The following is a 21449-nucleotide window of genomic DNA, read 5'->3' as shown; positions in this document are numbered from 1 at the left end:
CATAACCCGCATCACGACAACGGGATCAAGTTTTTCGGCCCCGAGGGGTTCAAGCTGAGCGACGAGGCCGAGGCCGAGATCGAGGCGATCCTGGAGGGCGAGATCCGGCTGTCGTAGCCTGGCAATATCGGCCGGGCGCGTCGGATCGACGACGGGCTGTGGCGGTACGGCGAATACGCCAAGACGACCTTTCCGGCCGGGCGTCGGCTGGACGGGCTGAAGGTGGTGCTGGATTGCGCCAATGGCGCGGCCTACCGCGTCGCCCCCGAGGTTTTGTGGGAACTGGGGGCCGAGGTGATCCCGCTGGGGGTCAGCCCCAACGGGGACAACATCAACGATGGGTGCGGATCGACCCGGCCGCAGGCCGCCGCCGAGGCCGTGCGCGCCCATGGCGCCGATGTGGCGATCACGCTGGATGGTGATGCGGACCGCGCGATCCTGATCGACGAAACCGGCACCATGGCCGACGGTGACCAGATCATGGCGCTGTTCGCCGAACGCTGGGCCGCCGAGGGGCGGTTGCGCGACGGGACGCTGGTGGCGACGGTGATGTCCAACCTGGGGCTGGAACGGCACCTGCAGGCGCAGGGCCTGCGGCTGGAACGAACCGGCGTGGGCGATCGTTATGTGGTCGAGGCGATGCGCGCGGGCGGGTGGAACCTGGGCGGCGAACAGTCCGGCCATATCGTGATGACCGATTATGCCACGACTGGCGACGGGATGCTGGCCGGGCTGCAATTCCTGGCCGCCATGGTCGAAACCGGGCAATCGGCTTCGGCCCTGGCGCGGCGGTTCGAACGGGTGCCGCAACTGCTGAAGAACGTGCGCTACGGGCCTGGCAGCACCCCCTTGGAAACCGGGCCGGTCCAGCAGGCAATTGCCGCCGCCGAGGCCCGTCTGACCGGGCAGGGGCGCCTGTTGATCCGCAAATCCGGGACAGAGCCGGTAATCCGCGTGATGGCCGAATGCGAGGACGACGCGCTGCTGGTCGAGGTTGTCGAATCCATTACAGACACGATGGAAGGGGCGGGGGCGTTTGCGCAAATATGAGCGCGGTATTGGGTGCTGCCGGCTTTCCGCAACTCCGGATGCACAAGGCAAAAGGTTCGCGCATTCGGGCTGAAGGACTTCGCCTAAAACACTCGTTACGCTTCCTCAGCCCTTGCTTGGCGTGACTCAGGGCAGGCGGGTCAGAAAAGATCCGATAGCCCGAGACGGTAACGAGTACTGGCATCACTCGCCCTGCGGGCTGCCGAAACCGCTCACCTTGAACGGAAATGCTGCAAAACTGCGGTGCTCTTATGCCCACACGTTATGCTCGGCCTGCTCGAGATACCGCGCCAGCACGTTGACCGATTTCCACCCGCCAGCACGCATGATGGCCGCCGTGTCGAAACCGCGCTGGAGCAGATCTTGCGCCGCGCCAACCCGCATCGAGTGACCGCTGAACCCGTCGATCTCCTCCGGGTCCAGTCCGGCTTGTTTCGCCGCCTGCTTGACAAGGCGCTTGACGGTCGTCGTGCTGAGATCGCGGTTGACCGGCTTGCCCTGGTAGACAGGGCAGAACAGCCACGGAATGTCGGGACCCCGCAGATTGAGCCACGCCCGGAGAAGATCCGCGGTCAGATGCGATGTAAAGGCGATGCGGCCCTCGCCGAAGGGATCCGCCTTGCTCCGCCGGATGAGGACACGGAACGTGCCATCGGCGCGTTCCTCGAGATCTTCGGTTCTCAGCGCCACCAGTTCGGAGCGGCGGGTGAGGAGTTCGTAGCCAAGGGACAACATGGCCCGGTTGCGAAGACCGCGGGGCGTGTCGGGCTGGATTTCGAGAAAGCGGTCGAGATAGGTGCGGGTGAGGCCCTTGGCCTGTTTCGGACGGACGGTTTTGCGCCGCCGCACGCGGCGGAGGGAGAGGTTGATCTCTTCGTCACGGGTGGGGTCGGGCAGGCGCAGAAGGCGATGCACCTTGCGGATCGCAGAGAGGCGCCGGCGCACCGTCGAGGGGGCCATGCTTTGTCCCTGGTCTTCGAGGAAGTCGCAAATGGTATCCACCTCTGCCGGGAAGGGCAGAAGACCCTGTTCGACGCACCAGGTCTCGTACGCCTCGATATCCGCACGATAGCTGCGCATGGTGGAGGGCGCATAGGCACCCTCGAGGCGCTGGAATTCGGAGCGCCAGTCAGGCGCATCGGTTTTAAGCGGCCGCATCGGTCTGTCCTCTCAGGCCGTCAACGCGGGGTAGCCAACCTCGTAGGCCGGATCCCGAAGGTCCACCAGGAGCGCGGTCTGCGTCAAACAAGCCAGATGGAGACCACGCAGCATCGGGCCGGTCGGCGAGAATTCCTCAGGATCAAAAAGCGGGGCATGGTCGAGCAAGGCCGCCGCGAAATAAGCCCGGTCTGCATTGTTCTCGATAGACAGGAGGCTATTCATCACGAACGCCAACCGGCGCAGCGATTTGTCGGAAGGGCCGCTCTCAGGCATCGCCAGTAGTTCGCCGAAATGCATGCTGAGCGTCTCACCGGCCATTTCGCAGGCCGCACGGGCACTATCGAAGTCACCAGCGTCAGTTTCGAGAAGTTGACGTTCGGCTGCAATGCAGCGATCAAGCGCATGCAGCAGGCGGAGAAAAGCGGACTGGACAGGCGTGGGGATGGTCAGCCCTTCATCACCACAGGCCGAGGTGATAGAGGTGGCATTGGTCATGGTGATCTCCCTTTTAGATCGCTTTGGCAAGAGCCGGAGCAAGGCCGCAATCCTTGCTTCGGCTCGACCAATCTGGTATCTTGATATTGCGAAATCAATACTGGATGGCATGGTGAGTAGAAAAAAATCGCGATCGGGAACCTCGGAGCCCGTGCTCGTTCGACTGCCTGAAGACTTGCTACAGGCTCTTGATTCGGTGCGACGCGCGCAGGATGATCCACCAACCCGCCCGGAAATGATCCGGCGGATTCTTGTGGCCTGGATGGACGAGCATGCCCCTGAGAGGTTCCTTCCTGACAGGGACAACTGAGGGGGGCGGCGAGGGACGACCTTGGCTGCCCGAGCCATTCCCCTGCCGATCACGGACCTTCGGCTATCAGGGGCTGGACGGCCGCTCGCGATGAGGGTCCGTCCCAGCGCGACCAGGATCCGCGGTCGGTCGATCCCTGCTTTCCTGTCAGGCCGGGCGGTAGGTTCACGCCCGAGAGGGCAGCGCAGCCGTTTCCAGAGGGACAGGTGGCGCAGGCCTCGACCTAATGCCGTGCCGCTTCACCCCTTCGTCATCGCTCGAATATCTTGTCGCGCGACGATCATTGTCGCTTTCGTGTGCATCATAATCCGTTTTTCCGATCATAACGTGTCCGGAAAACAGGGTGCGGGTTGCGCGCGCGGCCCCCTCTGCGGGTGGCGGAGATTGGGATGACCGCGGAGGCATGGGGCCTCGCCGATTTGGGCGATGAATGTCGTTCAATAAGGGAGGTGAGGCCAAATGATGACTATGAATGACAATCTCGAGCCTTCAGGCCTCTCGGGTTCCCGCGGTCGAAAGCCCCGGCCGGGCCCCTGGTCGCCGCCGTATCCTGACGCGCGCCGAGTGGCGATCCTGTCCTTTCGCGGCCCATGCGAAAGCGCCCGTGACGCTCGCGGCGCACTTGGCCCCATCGGTCGCAAGGCGATCAGCGCGAGATCTCGATAGGCCCGATCAGCAGTCCGTTCCGCCCTTCGCGCCGGGACAGGTCGGAACGTCACACCTTGACGTTCACCAGGGGACGCAGGCGGTGACCCGGTTTGGACCCGCATGAGGGCGGGCGAGCCCCGGTAGGCCCGTGACCGGCCTACCAGAATATTGGTGGGTTACGACTCTGTTAGAATCCCGATACCAGAAGGTCCACGGCGGCCACGATGTCGTCGCGCCAAGCCGATGCATCTCCAATGGCCGGGCCGATTTCAGCGGCGGGCAGGGCGATCATCTGCGACATGAGCATGACGTATGACCTGCCATCCAGTTGAAAGGCGATATGGAGCTTTGGCGTCAGCGCCCCCCATTCGGAGCGAGGGAGGACCGGCGCACAGAGAATATACGGCGTTTCGATGCCGAGATCGGTCTGAATGCGGCAAACGAGGTCGTTCCCGCTTCGCAGGCGATGGATCCGCCCCTGGATCATGGTGATGTCGCCTAAATTTTTCTGAACCGCGCCAGGGTGGGCCCGTTCCGTTCGAGATGCCGGGCTTCATCGGCGAGGCCTGCTTTTGCAGCGGCGATCCACTCGGCGCGCTCGCGCTCGGCTCGAGAGCGCGAGAGCCCGGCGTCGATCCAGTTCCGGACAATCTCAGAGATGGAGACGCCTGTCGCCTTTGCCTCCGCTTCGAGGGCGGCCTTTCGCGCCTCGCCAATGTCACGAATGTTCAGCGGTGAGGGCATGGCGTTCTTCTCCTTTTTTCGAACGTCTCATTGATACACGTAATGCTACACACCCTGACGTGCAAGCATGTTTGCACCACGTCTCCAGTAGGAGACGTGCAAGAAACTGCGTGAGAAAGAGGGCGGTCGGGACCCCTCGCTCACGCTTCAACATTTACTGCAAGGGGCCGGGCGCCGCGATCAAGCATTCTGCGGCGTGGGACATGGGCACCCGAGGGATGACGATGCCCAGGCAGACTGCCATTCCCGGTCTTCGGGGCGCGATTAGGAAGATAGTGACGCAAAGGGAGCAGGTCCTGGCAGGGATGGAGGGGGTGGCGCCCCGGATGCGGTCCCCGGCTTCGATCGGCCCGCACCAACCGAAAGCAGGGCCGAAGGGCGGGCGCCCTCGACGCCGATCGAGACCATGCTGCGGGCAAAGCATTCCAGGCACATCCCGGAATGCGGTGCTCGTTGCGAGAACAATATTCGGGAGACGCGCACTCCGACTGTGCCCGCCTGCCTGCACTACATCGCCAAAACAGGGCCCTGCCGCCCGATCGACGACAAGAGCCGCGTTTAGGTATCTCACCACGCGGAATGCGTCAGCGCGGCGGGGGCGAGCGGAAAGGCCCGATAACGCAGTCTCTCGACCGCCCGATCCCCGTGATCCTTCCCGCGCAGACCGGGGCGCGCGCCCCGCTTGAGGCCGATAATCCCCATAATGATCGAAAGCGCCGGGCCCAGGGCGGCAGAGCCTGCGCCTCTGCATCCCAGGTTCGAAAACAGGCCGAAGACCGTTTGCGCTAGTGAAACCCTCTCCCGACATGCGTAACCAGTTCGGAGTTCGACAATCATGAAACATGTTCTGGTGACGGGCGGTGCGGGCTATATCGGCTCGCACGCCTGCAAGGTGCTGGCGGCAGCAGGATACACCCCCGTCACCTACGACAACCTGTCCACCGGCTGGCAAGCGGCCGCGCAATTCGGCCCCTTCGAACAGGGCGACCTGATGGATCGCGCCCGGCTGGACGCGGTGTTCGCGCAATACGCCCCCGTGGCCGTGATGCATTTCGCCGCCTTCAGCCAGGTTGGCGAGGCGATGACCGACCCCGGCAAATACTGGCGCAACAACGTCTGCGGCTCGCTGACCCTGGTCGAGGCCGCGGTCGCCGCCGGCTGCCTGAACATGGTCTTTTCCTCGACCTGCGCGGTCTATGGAGATCAGGACGGCGTGACCCTGGACGAGAACAGCGCCCAGGCCCCCCTGAACGCCTATGGCGCCTCAAAGCGCACGATCGAGGACATGCTGCGTGATTTTCAGGCCAGCCACGGCCTGAAATCGGTGATCTTCCGCTATTTCAACGTGGCCGGCGCCGACCCGGATGCGCAGGTGGGTGAATGCCACCGCCCCGAAACCCACCTGATCCCGGTGATGCTGCAGGCGCTGGACGGCCAGCGCCCGGCGCTGACGGTCTTTGGCACCGATTACGACACGCCCGATGGCACCTGCATCCGCGATTATGTCCATGTGATGGATCTGGTCACCGCCCATGTTCAGGGGGTGAAATGGCTGCAAGAGGGGCGCGAAAGCCGGGTGTTCAACCTGGGCTCGGGCACGGGATACTCGGTCCGCCAGGTGATCGACGCCTGCCGCGCGGTGACGGGCCGCGAGGTGCCCCATGTCGAAGGCCCGCGCCGGGGCGGCGACGCGATGCGCCTGGTGTCGGGCAGCGTCCGGGCCGAACGCGACCTGGGCTGGCGGCCCGAACGCTCAGATCTGGAGACCATGATCGCCGATGCCTGGAGATGGCACCAACGCGGCCCCTATCGCTCTTGATTATAAAAAGGCCGGCCCTGGAACGGTCTGCCGATCCCGGCAGGGGAACTCCCCCGGTCTCAGAACGCGAGCGTGGAGAGGGAGGGGGGGCTGGCCAGCGGCACGCATGATCGCGGCAGTGGGCCGCGCCGCCGAAAGCCCTGAGAGGCGGTCCAAGGCTTGGTTCGGACGAAGGTTTGCCGCATGCGCCAAGCGGGCGCAGTTCCATTACAATCAGGCAATCGCACGATCCTGATCGCACCGCCCGAAGTCATCAACACCGAATGCATAGGACCAGAGGCGGTACGCCCGGCCTCCGAATTGACCGCAAGACAGGCCTCTCAAAATGAGTGAGAACAACTCTTCCGAGCTACTGAGAGGTGGCGGGAGAGGTTCAGTTTGGGCCTGACACTCGGCCCGACTTGGGTCATTGCGGGGCTCTGCCTCACCCGTCAATTGCCGATGCCATACACAGGATCCGGCAGCATTGCGTTCCTGATGTCGAGTACTTTGTTCAGGAGGGCGGTTCGGCCGACGGGATCCGGGAAGTGAGCGAGATTTTGGCCTTGCCCGCTATGCGTGTCGAAACAGCGTGCAACGGCAGCATCAACCGTTGCCTCGCCCGGGCGACTGGCGATTTGGTGGTGCGGCTCCATTCCGACGACATGTTCGGCCCGACGACTTTGCTGGTCCACGTTGCAGACTGCGTTGCCGCCGGCGATATCGATGCGGTTTATGGCGATCTGGTCAATTTGAGCGCGCTCGATCCGGCCCGCGAGATACGTTAGTGGAACTCTAGGACTTACCTTCCCGACAGGCTTCAAAGGGGCTGGATGCCGCCACATCCGACGCTCTGCCTGCGCCGCGAGGTGTTCGAACGCAGGATGTCTGTGGATAGTGTCCCAGGTCGTGGTGTAGGAACGCCGACCCTCGGAGAGGTTCGAGCTTGATCAGGTGGCCACGGCGGGCAGCCTGACATTGGGATTGTCGGTGACGCGGGCGAGCGTTTCAAGCGACATATAGCGCCGTGCGACCGCCCATTCGTCGTTGGTCTCAAGCATCAGTGCGCCGACGAGGCGGATGATGGCCTCGTCGTTGGGGAAGATGCCGATGACATCGGCGCGCCGCTTCACCTCGCGGTTCACCCTTTCGAGCGGGTTGGTCGAGGCGATCTGGGTCCAGTGCTCGCGGGGGAACGACATGTAGGCCAGGACGTCGTCGCGCGAGCTGTCCATCAGGGCGCCGAGCTTGGGCTGCTTCTCGCGGAGTGCATCGGCCACGACCTCCCACTGAGCTTCGGCCTCGGCCTTGGTCTCCTGCGCGAAGATCGTCTTCAGCATCGCTGCCACGGCGGTGCGCTGCTTCGCCGGGGCGTGGGCGAGCGCGTTCCTCATCCAGTGAATGCGGCACCTCTGATGGGTCGCGTTGAAGACCCGGCGTGCGGCCGCCCGCAGGCCCTTGTGGTCGTCGGCAATCACCAGCTTCACGCCACGCAGGCCGCGGTCGGCGAGGCTGCGCAGGAACTCGGTCCAGAACGTCTCGGCTTCCGAGGGACCGGTGGCGACCCCCAGAACCTCGCGCTTGCCGTCCTCGTTCACCGCCACGGCGATTATCACGGCACGGCTGACGATCCGACCACCCTCGCGGACTTTCAGGTAGGTCGCGTCAAGCCAGAGGTAGGGCCATGCCCCTTCCAGTGGTCGGGTCAGGAAGGCGTTCACGCGCTCGTCGATCTCGGCGCAGAGCCGGCTGACCTGGCTCTTGGACATGCCGCCCGCGCCCATGGCCTTCACCAGATCGTCGACCGAACGGGTCGAAACGCCGTGGACGTAGGCCTCCTGGATCACCGCCACGAGGGCCTTCTCGGCGGTGCGGCGTGGCTCAAGGAAGCTCGGGAAGTAGCTGCCTTTGCGCAGCTTCGGGATCTCCAACGCGATCCGCCCCGTTCGCGTGTCCCAGTCGCGGTCCCGGTAGCCATTGCGCTGAACCTCACGCATCGGCGATCGCGCGCCCTTGGCCGCACCCGTCCGGGCCTCCACCTCGGCCTCCATGATGCGCCCGGCCGCAAAGGCCAGCATCTCGCGCACGAGATCGCCGTCAGCCTCCTTCTCAACCAGCTCGATCAGAGCCATTCTGTCGTCGGTCATCGTCATCTCCGTTCTCGGTTCCAGGTGTTGCAACCCGAACCTTTTCCGAAGATCGGCGGTGACCGCCAGCGTCACCCACGGCCGCGTGGCTCACGCTACGCCAAAGGCTCCGCGCGCGGCCTCCTACACCACCACTCGGGACACTGCCTGTCTGTGGCAAAGAAGTCAGCATCTTGGCCGATTCCTCGGAAATACTGCGGTTTCTCGTAAGGAGCGAAACTGGCTTGTCTATCTCTCCGAAGTGCGGGCCTGGATGCGTGTGGGTGGTGAGAGCAACCGCTCGACCGGCCGGATCATTCGCAAGAACCGGAAGGGTTATCGCACCATTCATTGGCATGGTGTGCGCTGCTTGCGCCCCCTTGGGGTCAAGAATCTCTTAAAGATCGGACTGACAATCAAAGGACATACCACGACATGACCAAGAAGGCACTGATCACGGGCATCACCGGGCAGGATGGCAGCTACCTGGCAGAGCTTTTGCTGGAAAAGGGCTATGAGGTGCATGGGATCAAGCGCCGGGCGTCGCTGTTCAACACCCAGCGGATCGACCATGTGTACCAGGATCCGCACAGCAATCACCAAAGGCTAAAGCTGCATTACGGCGATCTGACAGACAGTTCCAACCTGACCCGCATCCTGCGCGAGGTTCGGCCGGACGAGGTCTACAATCTGGGTGCGCAGTCCCATGTCGCCGTCAGCTTTGAATCGCCCGAATACACCGCCGACGTGGACGCCATCGGCACCCTGCGCCTGCTGGAGGCGATCCGCTTTCTGGGGCTGGAAAAGAGCACGCGGTTCTATCAGGCCTCCACATCCGAGTTGTACGGACTGGTGCAAGAGGTGCCGCAGCGCGAAACCACGCCGTTCCACCCGCGCAGCCCCTATGCGGTGGCCAAGCTTTATGCCTACTGGATCACCGTGAACTATCGCGAGGCCTACGGGATGTATGCCTGCAACGGGATCCTCTTCAATCACGAAAGCCCGCGCCGCGGCGAAACCTTCGTCACCCGCAAGATCACCCGCGGCCTGTCCAACATCGCCCAGGGGCTGGAGGATTGCCTGTACATGGGCAATATCGACGCGCTGCGCGACTGGGGGCATGCCAAGGATTACGTTCGCATGCAGTGGATGATGCTACAGCAGGACGCGCCAGAGGATTACGTGATCGCCACCGGCAAGCAGTATTCGGTGCGCGACTTCATCCGCTGGACGGCCGAGGATCTGGGCATCACCCTGCGGTTTCAGGGCGAAGGCACCGACGAGGTCGGCATCGTCGAAACCGTGACCGGCGACCGGGCGCCTGCGCTGAAACAGGGCGATATCGTGCTGCGGATCGATCCGCGCTATTTCCGCCCCGCCGAGGTGGAAACCCTGCTGGGCGATCCCACGAAGGCCCGCGAAAAACTGGGATGGCAGCCCGAGATTACCGCCCGCGAGATGTGCGCCGAGATGGTTGCCGAAGACCTGCAAACCGCCCGCCGCCATGCGTTGCTGCGTGAACACGGCATGGATTTCCCCGTCAGCCTGGAGGGCTGAGCCATGAAATACTACGTCGCCGGCCATCGCGGCATGGTGGGCAGCGCGATCCTGCGCCAGTTGCAGGCCCGACAGGCCCATGGCGCGGCGCTGGATCTGCTGACCCGTACCCATGCGGAACTGGATCTGACCGATCAGGCCGCCGTGCGCGCCTTCATGCAGGCCGAGCGGCCGGACGTGGTGATCCTGGCCGCCGCGCGTGTGGGCGGCATCCACGCCAACAACACCTATCCGGCCGATTTCATTTACGACAACCTGATGATTCAGGCGAACGTCATCCACCAGGCCCATGCCGCCGGGGTGGAACGGCTGTTGTTTCTGGGGTCTTCCTGCATCTACCCGCGGGCCGCGGCCCAGCCGATGGCCGAGGATGCGCTGCTGACCGGGGTGCTGGAGCCCACGAACGAACCCTACGCGATTGCCAAGATCGCCGGGATCAAGCTGTGCGAAAGCTACAACCGGCAACACGGGGTGGATTACCGGTCGGTCATGCCCACGAACCTGTATGGGCCGGGCGACAATTTCCACCCGGAAAACAGCCATGTTCTGCCCGCCCTGATCCGCCGCTTTCACGAGGCGGCACAGGCCGGTGCGTCAGAGGTGACGATCTGGGGCACCGGCACGCCCCGGCGCGAATTCCTGCATGTCGACGACATGGCCGAGGCCAGCCTGTTCGTGCTGGACCTGCCCCATGACATTTACGCGGCCAACACCCAACCGATGCTGAGCCATATCAACGTGGGCACCGGGCAGGACATCTCGATCCTGGAGCTGGCGGAAATGGTGGCGGCGGTGACGGGCTTTGGTGGCAAGATTTACCTCGACCCCAGCAAGCCAGATGGCACACCGCGCAAGCTGATGAACGTGGACAGGCTGGCGGCTATGGGCTGGCGGTCGAAGATTGCGCTCAATGAGGGTGTCACGACCACATATCGGTGGTTCTTGGAGAATGTCGCCGAACTGCGCGGCTAGAGGTTTTGCAACGATAGGATTTCGAATGCTGATTCATCCGGTTCTTCTTTGCGGCGGCTCGGGAACGCGCCTGTGGCCATTGTCACGCAAGAGCTATCCCAAGCAGTTTGCAAAATTACTGGGCGACGAAAGTCTGTTCCAGGCCTCCGCTCGCAGGTTGTCGGGCATAGGGTTCGAAACTCCCTTGGTGGTCACGGGTGATCCGTTTCGTTTCATTGTGACGGAACAGCTTGCAGGGATCGAAAAGGCCCCCCAAGCCGTTCTGATCGAGCCAGAGGGGCGCAACACTGCACCGGCCATTTTGGCCGCGGCCCTCCACCTTGAGAAGACCGATCCGGATGCATTGATGCTCGTGGCGCCTTCCGACCACGTTATTCCGGATTCGGACGCGTTTCGAGCCGCCGTTGCCGCAGCTGCAGAACAGGCCCTCAAGGGGGATTTCGTAACCTTCGGTATTGCGCCCACCCGGCCGGAAACAGGCTATGGGTATCTCGAACTTGCGAAAGGCGCCGACCTCGCGGCACTCTGTCCGCAGCCGCTTGCCGGTTTCATAGAAAAGCCAGGGGCTGGCCGAGCGAGCGATATGCTGGCGGCCGGACGTTTCCTTTGGAATGCCGGTATCTTCCTGTTTACGGTTCGGACGCTGCGTCGCGCCTGCGAGGCGCATGCGCCAGAGATCCTTGCCGGTGTTACCGCAGCGCTTGACCAGGCGGAATGCGATCTTGGCTTTACGCGGCTAGCGCCTGATCCCTGGTCAGAGCTTCCTGATATCTCGGTCGATTATGCAATCATGGAAAAAGCTGAGAACCTTTCCGTCATGCCCTATCACGGGCATTGGTCCGATCTTGGCGGTTGGGATGCGGTCTGGTTGGAAGCCGGACCAGATCTAGAAGGCAATGTATGTTCCGAACGTGCCACTGCGATCGAATGCCGGGACACCCTCTTGCGGTCCGAAACCGAAGGGCAGGAAATCGTCGGGATCGGGTTGTCGGACACAATTGCCGTTGCTATGGGCGATGCGGTTCTTGTTGCGCATAAATCTGAGGCGCAGCGCGTGAAAGAGGTGGTTGCGACCCTGAAAGCCAGTGGCGCGAAGCAGGCTACGGAATTCCCAAGCGACCACCGCCCTTGGGGCTGGTTCGAGAGCCTCGCGACGGGTCCTCGCTTCCAAGTAAAGCGCATCGTCGTCAAGCCCGGTGCTGCGCTTTCGCTGCAGTCCCATCATCATCGTTCGGAACATTGGATCGTTGTCCAGGGGACAGCAAGGATCACGATAGGTGACGAGGTCAAGCTGGTGACGGAAAACGAGTCTGTCTACGTTCCTCTAGGTGCTGTTCACCGCATGGAGAATCCCGGAAAACTGCCGATGGTCCTGATCGAGGTTCAGACCGGGAGTTACCTCGGTGAAGACGATATCGTCCGTTACGAAGACGTTTATGCGCGGCGCTGAAATATGGTAATGGATAGGTTGTCATGCAGCTGACCTGCTTCAAGGCGTACGATATCCGGGGACGCGTCGGCGAAAATCTGGATGACGCAATCGCGCGACGGATCGGTACCGCTTTCGCATATGTCATGTCAGAGAAGGTCGAGGGCGATGTTCGTATCGTTGTCGGTCGGGATTGTCGGGAAAGCAGCCCGGCTTTGGCGGAGGCGTTGATCGAGGGGCTACTGGATCAGGGGGCGGATGTCCTCGATATCGGGCTTGCGGGGACAGAAGAGGTGTATTTCGCAACGGCGCATCTCGGAGCGGCAGGCGGTTTGGAGGTGACTGCATCGCACAACCCGAAGGAATACAACGGCATGAAAATGGTCGGCCCATCCAGCCGACCACTGGATCCGATCGCGGAATTAGCCGAAATTCGTCACTTCGCCGAACAGGGTGAACTTCCTGAGGTGCAGCCAAAGGGGCGCTACGCTACAACTGACGTGCGTGCCGCATATGCGGCGCATGTGTGCGATTTCATTGATCCCGATTGCCTGAAGCCGCTGAGGATTGTGGTGAATGCAGGCAATGGCACGGCGGGGCCGGCCTTCGACGCGATCGCCGGCGAACTGCATCGGCGAGGGGCGCCACTATCATTCATCCGCGTGAATCACGAAGCCGATGGGCGATTTCCGAATGGCGTTCCCAATCCAATTCTGCGAGAAAACCACTCCATGACGGCCGAGCCTGTGAAAGCAGAGGGGGCGGACATTGGCGTCGCTTGGGATGGCGATTTCGATCGTTGTTTTCTGTTCGACGATGAGGGAAACTTCGTTGATGGTGAGTATATTGTTGCATTGCTAGCCGAGAGTTTCCTCTTGGACAGGGTAGGGGAGACGATCGTTTACGATCCCCGCGTGGTCTGGAATACACGTGCTGCTGTCGATGAGCTGGGGGGGACGGCGGTTATGTCCCGAACCGGGCACGCTTTCATGAAGGCCAAGATGCGCGAAGTGAATGCCGTCTACGGCGGGGAAATGTCAGCCCACCATTACTTTCGGGATTTCGCGTATTGCGACAGTGGCATGATCCCCTGGCTGAAGCTTGTTGAGTTTCTTTCGCGGATCGACCGATCCTTAAGCAACGCGGTGTCACATATGCGCCAAGCTTATCCATCATCGGGGGAAATCAATTTTGCCGTGCCTGATCCCCAAGCAGCGGTAGAGGCGGTCGTAACCCGGTTGGGCCCAGAAGCTCTGACCATCGACTCCCTGGATGGTGCCAGCTTGACGTTCGACAACTGGCGCATGAACTTGAGGGCATCGAACACGGAGCCTCTCTTGCGTCTCAATGTTGAGACGCGAGGGGATCGCGAGCTCTTGCACGATAGGGTTTCCTACCTGACTGATCTGATCGAAAGAACAGCTTGCGCATCAGTTTGACAGGCGATCCAGTAGTGGAGGAGAACCACGCGCCTGTTTGCTGATCAGCGATTGAGCAATCAACAATGCGTTACATCTTTCGGGTCTAGGCCGATCCGCGTGGATTGTCCGAGAAGATCAAGAAGAATCCAAACCCGCTTCTGGGAATCGATCTTTTCGACTGTTGAAATGAAGTCCGCGAATGGACCCGAGGTAACCCTGATGCGGTCGCCAGCAGAGATTTCCCGAGGCGGTTGCAGAATCCCTGCCTCGTCGCAGCGTTGCTTCAACTGCGCAATGAAGCCGGGGTTCAGCGGTCTGGGATAATCAAGGCCGAATGTGACGAGGCGGGAGACGCCATATGTCCCGTTTATCGATCTCCATGCTCCGGACTCGTGGGCGACCTGAGTAAACAGGTATCCGGGAAAGAGAGGTTGAATTGTTTCCTTGAAACCACTTCTCGCGCGACGGGTCACGCGTTGTTGCGGGCAGAACGCGGCGAACCCCTGCCGCTCCAGGTTCGAAATTGCTTTTTTCACGCAGTTAGGCCGAAGCTGTACAAGGTACCATGGCGCATGATCAGTAGAGCAGAGGGTTCTGCTGTAATCCGTCATCGTTTCCTCGGAAAAACGTTTTACCTTCATCTTCTGTCTTGCCTGTGCGCGGCGGACTCCGCGTCACACGGGTTGATGCGCGCCGTGTTTACTTCGTGATCACGTTGCCTCCGGTATTGTGGGAAAACCTGTTGCTTCCTCAGTCGAAGAAGTGTCTACGTATTGACTGAAAAAGTTTCAATGCGATAAATTTTGGCTCGCGATTGCTTGAGCTGGGAGCGCCGCAAGCTGCTTCTGTCTCTGCGGGGAGTGGAACATGCAACGGCTTGTTCAAGCTTTCTGAAGCTGGAAAGTCTTTCGACTTTCACGCACGAACTCTATCCCCCAGCGATAAGCCATGAAGAACGCAATCCCGTACAGGAAGAGCATCGCCATCGAGAGCAAAGGGTGGTTCGCAAGCAGCATACCAGTCAAAATCGGTAACCCAGCGAACGGCAATAGAACTACGGTCGTAAGCGGATTGGCCACGTGTCGGCGTGCTCGTCCAAGATATGTGATTTCCAAGCCACGCATGACGAGTTGGTGTACATGCAGGCGATCCGGTTGATCGTGGCGCTTGCCTGCAGACCAGCGGCGGAACATTGCAAGCAGCGTATCGGCGACAGGCCAGAAGAAGAGCAAGGCTACAGAAATCCCGGCAATGTCGTCGTTTCGAACTGCAAGGGAAATGCCCAGCCAGGCAAGGATGTGACCGATGGTGTACGCACCGGCGTCCCCCATGAAGATCCGGCCCATCGGGAAGTTGAAGACAAGAAACCCGGATATTGCCGCCATCACGATCAGAGCAGCCGTCATAACAGTTTGGTCGCCAGCCTGCTGGGCCATCACTGCGAGTGCCAGGGCGATAAGGGTGGAAACACCAGCCATCAGGCCATTAACCCCGTCGATCAAATTGAAGGCATGGCACAGACCCGTGGTCCAGAGAATCGTGAAAGGAATAGCGATGATGGAAAATCCGAGCAGGAAGTCGATCCCTGCCAAGCCGCTGGACGGAATCCAAATGCCTAGTGTCACAATTACCATCAGCGAGGAACATGCTGCAGCCATTAGACGTCCTCTGGGGCTGACGTGATAGCCGAGGTCTTCGGACAGGCCGGCGGCGAAAACCGGAAAAAAGCTGAGAATGAATGCGAGCAAGGCGTCGGTTCTGAAACCTTCTAACGATCCTAAAATGAAACATATGCAAATCGACACAACCACGGCGACACCGCCAATTCGTGGCGTGGGAGTGGCATGCGCGGCTTGCACGGCATTCAGGTCTTGCCGACGGAGTGTCCACCTATTCAGGAGCCGGTGATTTCTGAGTAGGAACCAGATGAAACCGGATGTCAGGGCAAAGGGCAGGATCAGAGCCCATGAAATACTGTTCGTGCCCATTGACCAACCCTCAGACTGCAAAAAAACTGTGTTTAGCAAAACCTACACGGGAGGCTTTTGTCAAAGTGAAAATATTTTCAAGGGCCCAGCAAAGGCGACATGTTGCCTTCAAGCAATCCCCAATGCCAAGAAAGTGTTCGGTACCATCTCTCGCTTACCACAGCCTCCGAAGAGCGCTCAGAGTGTTCAAGATTCGGAAAAGCACAAGCACTGGGAGCCAGATAGCATAGCCTAAAGCAACTTTCGCGAGTCCAGTGGAGTCCCTGCACTCTGTGTCCCATTCTAGCGCTTCTTCATCGTCATAACGCCAGCGACTATCCTGATTCTGGGGCTTCATTTGCCTTTGGCTTTCGGCTTTACTCCTCCACAATTGAGTACTGTTACTTGCATGTTCAGGTTTCTCCCCTGCCGACCACAACACTCTTTACAAAGGTGGGCGGCGCCGGAAGTTTGCAATCTCGTGCCCTAGTCAAGATGGGCGAATACAATGCAGAAACCTCGCACTCGATGGGGCTCACATGAGTACGGCAGCTCTAAATAGACGCCATGGCGCGTCTAGCATCATACCAACACGGAATGCCACACAGCCAACGCCACCCTAGATTCTCATAAAGAAAAAAAACACAGGATGCAATAGGAGAGCATTGCTCGAGGTGTGGGGTGTCAGATGGGGGGGTATGCCGCGCCTGGGATCGCCCTCGCATCACAATAGGGGCGCTTCCCGGCTAACCTCGATATTCGTAACGATAGTTGTAGTTGTAGCCGTAACGTTTGCGGGCTTCGCGAGGGTCTAAGGCATTCAGAACACCGCCTGCCAGCTTCACTCCGGCCTTGTCGAAGGTGTCTTGCAAGGCAGCAACTTCTGGAACAGTTGTTTCGTCATAACGTATGATTGCGACGGTCGCCCCGACCTGGCGGGCGATTATGACGGGATCCGTCACGGCCAGAGCTGGCGGGCTATCAATGAGAGTGAAGTCAAATTCTCCATCAAGCTGCGTGACGAGATCTGAAAAACGCTTCTGCATCAGAAGCTCGGACGGATTGGGAGGGCGGCGTCCTGTCGACAAGAAAAAAAGACCCTTGATTTCAGTTTCGCTAATGATATCCCTGAGTTGAACTGCACCGGCCAGATATTCGGCTAGCCCGGGCTGGGTCTTTTCATTGCCAAAATATTTATGGAGTTTGCCGCGTCGTAGATCTGCGTCAACAAGGCATACCTTTTGCCCTGCCTGCGCCATGAGAGTCGCGAGGTTCACCGATGTGAACGTTTTACCTGCCGAAGGCGCCGCTGAGGTGATTGCCAAGCTGCGGCTCTGAGCGTCGAGCATGCCGAAATGGAGGGAGGTGCGAAGCGATTTCAACGCCTCCACGGTAAGTGAATTGGGCTCATCCACGGCCAATATGGGCAGGCTGTCGCCGCGTGCCGTTATTTCGTCCATTGCTGAAGCGTAGGTGATGGACGCGAACACGGGCATCCCCAACGCCTCAAGTTCCTCGCCCCCTTCTATCCCGCGGCGCAACCAGTTGCGAATGAGGACGATACCGGATCCAAGCATACCCCCGAGAATAATCGAGAGCATGATGATCCTGCCCTTGCTCGGAGCAATGGGAACAGTTGATGCTTGTGCGCGATCCAGCACGCGGACATTTCCAACGGTAGATGCTTTCAAGACACGCACTTCCTGTGCACGTTCCAGAAGCTTAGTGTAGATCTCTTGCTTCAGTTTCAGATCGCGGGACAAGTTTAGGACACCCTGTTGTGTGTCAGGCAGCGCCTCCACCTGGCCTTGAAGGGCTTTGAACCTTTCATTAAGGCGTTCCTTTTCGGCGACAAGCTTACGGTAGGCCGGGTGGTCGACTGTGTATCTTTCAAGGAGTTCTTCCTCCTCTCCCTCGAGGGTGGTCAATTCCGCTTCGACAGAGGAGATTTGTGTCAGCAGGTTTTCTGTTTCGAATGTGAGGTCGACAGAATCCTGCGATTGACGATAGTGGTTCAGGGCAGCCTCTGCGGCTCGCATCTCGGCTTCTGCCTCTGGCAGTTGCGCTTCGATGAATGCGAGGCTCTTTTCAGCTTCGGCGGCTGACCGAGCGATGTTTTGGCGTATGTAGGCATCTGTTATCGCGGCCAGAATCCTCTCCGCACGTCTTGGATCGCCCGATTTGAAGACAAGCCTGAGAATTCCGGACTGACGCCCCTCTTCAGAAACCGATAGCCGTCCCTTGAGGCCGCTGATCGCCGAGCCCTCGCTGCGTTGGGTAAGGGTATAGACCCTTCCTGCGGGCGCTTCCAAAGCTCCAATCTGCAAAGAGAACCCCTTTTCCGGCAGGCTGAGGGTTTCGTCGACATGCGCCGTAGTGGTTGCTCCATCCGGTGTGAAAATCTGAAACATGCCAGGCTGGACAACTATCACACTAATGGGTTTGCCAACCCAGTTAGGGGGGACGCGAAGGAGGTCGAGCCGGAGAGTTTCTCCCGGTCGCTGATAAGGGCGCAGGAAATCAATGTCCGGGAGCGGCACATTGTATCGTGCAAGCAAGGAGCCGAGGACCGGCGCGCGGGCGGGAGCGACAACCCAATCAAGGTTGGCGGCAGCCGCAGCTTGTCCGAGAACCATACGCGAGCGAAGGATCTGAGTTTCCGTTTCAGTGCGCGGATTGGTCTCGACAAGGCCGTCGAGGCCTTCCGGTAAGGCCAGCGAGCCCGATCGCTCCTCCAGCTGTATCAGGGCGTCTGCTTGATAAGTAGGTGGAGTATTGAAGGCATTGATGGCGCCAATCAAGGCTGCTCCGCAGATACAGGTCGCAATCCACAAGCGCCCGCCCCAAAGCATGCGCGCAAGATGACCTAAGTCGATCGTGTCGTCGGGCGTAGCTTGGCTTTGGCTACCTGAACTCTGTTGCATTATTCTCGTCACTTTTCCGCTCTCGGGGGACCGCCGAGTGATTCCTTGTTTCGTGGGCAGCCCGTTCCTACGCACTGGTCTTCGGGGGGAGCGTCGCGAGTTTGCTTATCTACGCTCTTCAAAGACTTGATCGCTTGTTTGGGGTGAAATCCTCTGCCATCAGCCTAGTCAGCCTTCGTAGACTTCGGAATGGGCGTTCCTGTCAACATGAGAAAATATTTTGCTTGAGGAAGGTTGCCAACCGATCCGGTTCGGGGCAGGCGCAAGGAGCGGAGTAGCTTCCAAGGGGAACGGCGCACTCCCAGTTTCTTCAAGCCCTCAACCGTTGTTGGACAGTTGGACAGTTGGGCTAAGCCTCCATCTTGACCTTCGAACTGACCAGATCGACATTAACCGGTCTCGACCTTGCGCCAGTTGAGTCCACAATCATGCTTGACGGGCACTGAAGTCGCCCCCCGCGACCGCAACCTTGAGGCGCGGAGGCTAGAGCCAGGGTTCGATGATCCTGGAGTGGGAAGCGATGACGCCGTCCCGTTTCAGCCCATCGAGGACGCCACGGTCGTATTGCCCAAGCCGGTAGAACCGGCTCCAGGTGCGTGCCCAGCCCTTCTCCGGGCGAAGCTGGCAATAGGGGGAGGTGAAGATCCGGGCGTTCAAGCGCAGGCGCGGGTGCCCCGTGACCTGGCCGAACAGCCGGGGGAAAGGGTCCATCAGCCCGGCGCACCAGTTCTCGAGAAGGGGCGCATCGCGCAGATCCTCGTCACCTGGCGGTTCCGTGCTCAGGCGTTCCATGTAATCGAGGAACGCCTCCAGAAGGTGGTCGCCGCTCACGTGATCGCTCTCCCGTCCGGGCGTGAGTTGCCTATCCCGATAGTCCGGCAGCAGGAGAGCCAGGGTGGCCAGGGGCGGCGTTCTTGCCTGCAGGAGGGCCAGAGGGTCCTGCGTGGCGCGCAGCTCGGCGATGGCTTCAAGCAGCGGGGCGCGGGGATTGAAGGACATGGGCATCGGCATGTTGTGTCTCCGGAAGGCTGTGGTTCATGGGTGTTGAGGCCCTCTCAAGGGGCGCCCGGGCTTTCATCCTGGATCGACGGCGTGGGGCCGGTCCGGTCCCGCCCCGGCAACAAGGCCGTGAGCGCCGCGCCGGCGACTTCCCGTTCCTGTTCCAGCACCTCGGCGATGCGCAGGAGGTCGGCGAGGTGGGCGTCCAGCAGGGCGGTGGCCCGGGCCTCGGCTGCGCGGAGATGACGGTTCAGGCGGGCGCGCAGGGCAGGGGCGAGGGCCTCCAGATCGCGCGGCAGGGGCTGCCAGGCGGACCCCATGCGGCCCATGCCCCATTGCAGCTCGATCCGGGCGGCCAGCTGCGTGGCCTGGGCCAGGTCGCTGTCCGGCCCCTCCCCGGCGCCGCTGGAGGGGGTGCCCAGCACCAGCTGCTCGGCCGCGCGGCCGGCGAGGTGGAGGACCAGCATGTCCTCGGCGCTGGCGCGGGTATGGAAGATCGGCTCGGGCGCAAGCACGGCGCCGCCCCGGGGCGAGACCTGCACCGAGCGCGCGGCCGGCAGGTCCAGCAGATGGGTCACCAGCAGGTGCCCGGCCTCGTGCAGGGCGATGCGGCGCAGAGCGCCCTTCGGGGTCGGCGGGCGCAGCCGGGCCGCGGCGGCGCGCAGGTCGGCCAGGCGGACCGCCCGCTCCGCGCCGCGGGCCATTGCCGCGGCGTGGCGGGCCAGGGCCACGAGATCGGCGCCGGTCAGCCCGACCAGGTCGCGGGCCTCGGCGGCGAGCTGCTCGGGGGGCAGGTCAGGCAGATGCGCGATGAGGATCGCGGCGATACCGTCCTTGTCCGGCAACCCGATGGGGATCTTGCGGTCGAACCGGCCCGAGCGGACCACCGCCGGGTCGATCCGGTCGGGATGGTTGGTGGCGCCGATGACGATGACGCCCGCGGCCGCGTCGAGCCGGGAGAGCTGTTCCAGCAAGCCGTTGACCACGGAGGCCATGTAGCGCTCGTTGCGATCGCGTCCGCCGCGGCTGTGGAAGCTGTCCATCTCATCAAGGAAGAAGACCGCGGGCGCCGCGGCGATGGCGGCCTCGACATGGCCGTTCAGCGCGGCCAGCATGTCGCCCATATGCCCCTCCTTCTGGCACTCGGAGAAGCTGGTGGCGACCAGCGGCACCTCGAGGGACCCGGCCAGGGCGGCGGCGGCCATGGTCTTGCCGGTGCCCGGGGGGCCGTAGAGCAGGATACTGGACGGGACCCGGCCCCAGTCCAGCGCCCCGGCGCGCCAGGCAGCCACGTCCCGGACAAGCCCCTCCAGCTCGGCCACCAGGGCGGGCAGGCCCTTCACATCGGCCAGGGTCGTCCGGGACGCCGCGGTCGCCCCGGTGGCGGCAATCCGGCCCAGCCGGTCCAGCACCGCCTCCGGGGTCGGGGCGGCGAAGGCGATGTCGAGATGCAGGGGCGTGAGGTGCCGCAGGAGGTCGGGGGCGGGCAGTGTTTCCGGGATTCTGGCCCCGCGATGGGTCAGGGGCAGCAGGGCGGCCAGCATCTCCCGGTCCAGGGGCGGCAGGACCCGCGTGGCCGTCAGCAGGGGGCGCAGCTCCTTGCCCAGGGCGCTTGCATCCGGGGCGATGGCCAGCACGGCGTGGCCTGCGCGCAGGGCGGTGGTGGTGCTTTCCCGGAAGGCAGCGCGGCTGCGCGCGATCTCGGAGCGGAGGTCGCCGGGGCGGCGCAGCCCGACGATCCTGGTGCCGGCATGGCCCCCGGCCTGCAGCGCGTCGCAGGCGGTGCGCGCAAGCTCCAGCAGGTCGGTGGGGACGATGAGCAGGACCAGCGTTCCGGGCGCTCCCACG

General features: G+C 61.7%; 17 protein-coding genes and 1 pseudogene. 8 read left to right on the top strand and 10 right to left on the bottom strand.

Annotated features, from left to right (window positions below; all coding sequences use genetic code 11):
- Positions 1 to 1050, top strand: a pseudogene (locus tag EV656_RS16090) (phosphohexomutase domain-containing protein); the annotation flags it as partial.
- A gap of 249 nt (positions 1051 to 1299) precedes the next feature.
- On the opposite strand, the gene EV656_RS16085 reads toward EV656_RS16090, so the two are convergent.
- Both EV656_RS16085 and EV656_RS16080 read right to left on the bottom strand, forming a co-directional pair.
- Positions 1300 to 2208 (bottom strand): tyrosine-type recombinase/integrase, encoded by a 909-nt coding sequence (locus EV656_RS16085; RefSeq protein ID WP_132605757.1) that lies wholly within the window; start codon positions 2206 to 2208, stop codon positions 1300 to 1302.
- A gap of 12 nt (positions 2209 to 2220) precedes the next feature.
- Positions 2221 to 2706 (bottom strand): hypothetical protein, encoded by a 486-nt coding sequence (locus tag EV656_RS16080; RefSeq protein WP_132605755.1) that lies wholly within the window; start codon positions 2704 to 2706, stop codon positions 2221 to 2223.
- Between EV656_RS16080 and EV656_RS16845 the strand changes: the two genes are divergently transcribed.
- Positions 2705 to 3016, top strand: a complete 312-nt coding sequence (locus tag EV656_RS16845; protein ID WP_242469138.1) for a hypothetical protein — start codon at positions 2705 to 2707, stop codon at positions 3014 to 3016. The two genes, EV656_RS16080 and EV656_RS16845, sit on opposite strands and share 2 nt — an antisense overlap.
- Positions 3017 to 3851: 835 nt before the next feature.
- Here EV656_RS16845 and EV656_RS16070 read toward each other — a convergent pair.
- Both EV656_RS16070 and EV656_RS16065 read right to left on the bottom strand, forming a co-directional pair.
- Positions 3852 to 4151, bottom strand: coding sequence for a CcdB family protein (locus EV656_RS16070; protein WP_132605753.1), 300 nt, complete (start codon positions 4149 to 4151; stop codon positions 3852 to 3854).
- A gap of 11 nt (positions 4152 to 4162) precedes the next feature.
- Positions 4163 to 4408, bottom strand: coding sequence for a type II toxin-antitoxin system CcdA family antitoxin (locus tag EV656_RS16065; protein WP_132605751.1), 246 nt, complete (start codon positions 4406 to 4408; stop codon positions 4163 to 4165).
- An 835-nt stretch (positions 4409 to 5243) separates the two neighbouring features.
- Here EV656_RS16065 and galE point away from each other — a divergent pair.
- A complete protein-coding gene (galE, locus tag EV656_RS16060) occupies positions 5244 to 6227 on the top strand; it encodes a UDP-glucose 4-epimerase GalE (RefSeq protein WP_132605749.1) in 984 nt (327 codons plus the stop codon).
- Positions 6228 to 6754: 527 nt separating this feature from the next.
- Positions 6755 to 6994 carry a glycosyltransferase family protein gene (locus tag EV656_RS16055; RefSeq protein ID WP_132605747.1) on the top strand — a complete coding sequence of 80 codons (240 nt, stop codon included), beginning with the start codon at positions 6755 to 6757 and terminating at the stop codon, positions 6992 to 6994.
- A 162-nt stretch (positions 6995 to 7156) separates the two neighbouring features.
- Here the strand turns inward: EV656_RS16055 and EV656_RS16050 are convergent, their stop codons facing one another.
- The gene (locus EV656_RS16050) at positions 7157 to 8353 is read right to left on the bottom strand and encodes an IS256 family transposase (RefSeq protein ID WP_132605745.1); all 1197 of its coding nucleotides are present in this window, start codon (positions 8351 to 8353) and stop codon (positions 7157 to 7159) included.
- 414 nt (positions 8354 to 8767) lie between these two features.
- Here EV656_RS16050 and gmd point away from each other — a divergent pair, with 414 nt between their 5' ends.
- The 4 genes from gmd to EV656_RS16030 are packed head-to-tail and all read left to right on the top strand — an operon-like array spanning position 8768 to position 13729.
- Positions 8768 to 9889: a GDP-mannose 4,6-dehydratase gene (gene gmd / locus EV656_RS16045; protein WP_132605743.1), complete on the top strand. Its 1122-nt coding sequence runs from the start codon at positions 8768 to 8770 to the stop codon at positions 9887 to 9889.
- Positions 9890 to 9892: 3 nt separating this feature from the next.
- Positions 9893 to 10861, top strand: a complete 969-nt coding sequence (gene fcl / locus EV656_RS16040) for a GDP-L-fucose synthase (protein WP_132605741.1) — start codon at positions 9893 to 9895, stop codon at positions 10859 to 10861.
- A gap of 28 nt (positions 10862 to 10889) precedes the next feature.
- On the top strand, positions 10890 to 12311 hold the full coding sequence (locus tag EV656_RS16035; RefSeq protein ID WP_132605761.1) for a mannose-1-phosphate guanylyltransferase/mannose-6-phosphate isomerase: 1422 nt from the start codon (positions 10890 to 10892) through the stop codon (positions 12309 to 12311).
- A gap of 23 nt (positions 12312 to 12334) precedes the next feature.
- Positions 12335 to 13729: a phosphohexomutase domain-containing protein gene (locus tag EV656_RS16030; protein ID WP_132605739.1), complete on the top strand. Its 1395-nt coding sequence runs from the start codon at positions 12335 to 12337 to the stop codon at positions 13727 to 13729.
- A 59-nt stretch (positions 13730 to 13788) separates the two neighbouring features.
- On the opposite strand, the gene nusG is transcribed toward EV656_RS16030, so the two are convergent.
- From nusG to EV656_RS16005, 5 genes are all read right to left on the bottom strand, one after another.
- Positions 13789 to 14352 (bottom strand): transcription termination/antitermination protein NusG, encoded by a 564-nt coding sequence (nusG, locus tag EV656_RS16025; RefSeq protein ID WP_242469135.1) that lies wholly within the window; start codon positions 14350 to 14352, stop codon positions 13789 to 13791.
- Positions 14353 to 14592: 240 nt separating this feature from the next.
- Complete coding sequence (locus tag EV656_RS16020; protein ID WP_132605737.1) at positions 14593 to 15699, bottom strand: MraY family glycosyltransferase; 1107 nt, start codon at positions 15697 to 15699, stop codon at positions 14593 to 14595.
- A 725-nt stretch (positions 15700 to 16424) separates the two neighbouring features.
- Positions 16425 to 18602 (bottom strand): polysaccharide biosynthesis tyrosine autokinase, encoded by a 2178-nt coding sequence (locus EV656_RS16015; RefSeq protein WP_132605735.1) that lies wholly within the window; start codon positions 18600 to 18602, stop codon positions 16425 to 16427.
- Between the two features lie 483 nt (positions 18603 to 19085).
- Positions 19086 to 19613: a DUF6634 family protein gene (locus EV656_RS16010; RefSeq protein ID WP_165919028.1), complete on the bottom strand. Its 528-nt coding sequence runs from the start codon at positions 19611 to 19613 to the stop codon at positions 19086 to 19088.
- 44 nt (positions 19614 to 19657) lie between these two features.
- The coding region (locus EV656_RS16005) for an AAA family ATPase (RefSeq protein ID WP_132605731.1) at positions 19658 to 21449 on the bottom strand (1792 nt) is incomplete at its 5' end.

Source organism: Rhodovulum adriaticum, assembly GCF_004345735.1.
Lineage (GTDB): Bacteria > Pseudomonadota > Alphaproteobacteria > Rhodobacterales > Rhodobacteraceae > Rhodovulum > Rhodovulum adriaticum.
This window is presented reverse-complemented; position numbering and strand designations above follow the sequence as displayed.